Genomic DNA, 452 nt, shown 5'->3' with positions numbered 1-452 from the left:
GGTAAAAGAAGGGACAGAAATTCAGCTTTATCAAAGTACAGGTAAAGAAAAAACCGAATTACCTGATGTAACAGGTGAAAAGGTCGAGAAAGCAAAAGAACGATTAGAGAAAAAAGGGTTTAAACAGGTTGTTGTAGAGGAAGTGAATGATAATGACACAGAATCAGGCATTGTCATGGAACAGAAACCTTCCGCGAATACAGAACTTGTCGCAGCAGATGAAGAAGTCACATTGACCGTCAGTATAGGCCCTGCCGATATTACCTTACGGGATTTAACGACGTATAGTAAACAGGCCGCATCAAATTATCTAGAGGATAATGGACTAAAGCTAGATGAAAAAGAAGCATATTCTGACGATGTGCCGAAAGGTGAGGTCATGAAGCAGGAACCGGGAGCGGGGACAGCTGTTAAACCTGGTGATACGGTTAAAATTACGTTCTCTCTTGGAC

Annotated in this window: 1 protein-coding gene; it reads left to right on the top strand. The window is 41.8% G+C overall.

All coding sequences use genetic code 11. The features are described from left to right. The coding region (locus tag KH400_RS21055) for a PASTA domain-containing protein (protein ID WP_217227989.1) at nucleotides 1-452 on the top strand (452 nt) is incomplete at both ends.

Origin of the sequence: Desertibacillus haloalkaliphilus, from assembly GCF_019039105.1 — a bacterium.
Classification (GTDB): Bacteria; Bacillota; Bacilli; order Bacillales; family KJ1-10-99; genus Desertibacillus; species Desertibacillus haloalkaliphilus.
The sequence above is the reverse complement of the archived record's forward strand: the minus strand, read 5'-3'. Positions and strand labels throughout refer to the sequence as shown.